This window comes from Psychrobacter sp. 1U2 (assembly GCF_051847575.1).
The window spans coordinates 1-594 of sequence record NZ_JBPYDC010001469.1; the positions used below are offsets into that span (position 1 = coordinate 1).

Here is a 594-nt window from a genome sequence, read left to right on the forward strand (position 1 = left end):
GAGATAATTTGTGTTTCAGGTAAAATAAAATAAGAAAGCCAATCAGCACCATACTGATTGGCTTTCTTATTACTAACTGATTGAAATATTAATGATAACTGGTTGAAAGTTGTTTGCTTACAGCATTACATAATGATACATTGTAATAACAAATTGACACGTCGGTGGGCTAAGACAATAGCTAGCTGTAGTCATCATGCTACAGTTTTATATTTCCTCTGTTGATGAGTGAGAATTATGAAGGGTTTATCTTATAAGCCTATACAGTCAAATAGGACTGTGGGCAAAAATAATAAAAATAAATTGGCTTGGATAATGGGTACTTCTTGGGACAAAGCACATAGCGGCGCCTCTTTAAAAAGTATTTTCCTCATGAATAAGATAGCAGCGTCGACACTAGTAGCTATTAGTGCTATAGCGTTAAGTTCGATAAGTAGCGCAGCGGTTGAGCTGACGCATCAAGACTGGCAAGTGGCTTGTGACAATACGCGTACTTGCCGGCTAGCAGGTTATCAAGCAGAAAATAGCGAGCTTCCTATATCAATATTACTCATGCGCCGTGCAGGTAGTGATGCTAATGTCATGGGTAAAGTC

1 protein-coding gene is annotated in these 594 nt (G+C 38.4%); it reads left to right on the forward strand.

Going from position 1 to position 594, the window contains the following annotated elements:
• Positions 1-315: 315 nt before the first annotated feature.
• On the forward strand, positions 316-594 hold a 279-nt coding region (locus tag ACS8FD_RS22680), incomplete at its 3' end, for a DUF1176 domain-containing protein (protein ID WP_439277518.1).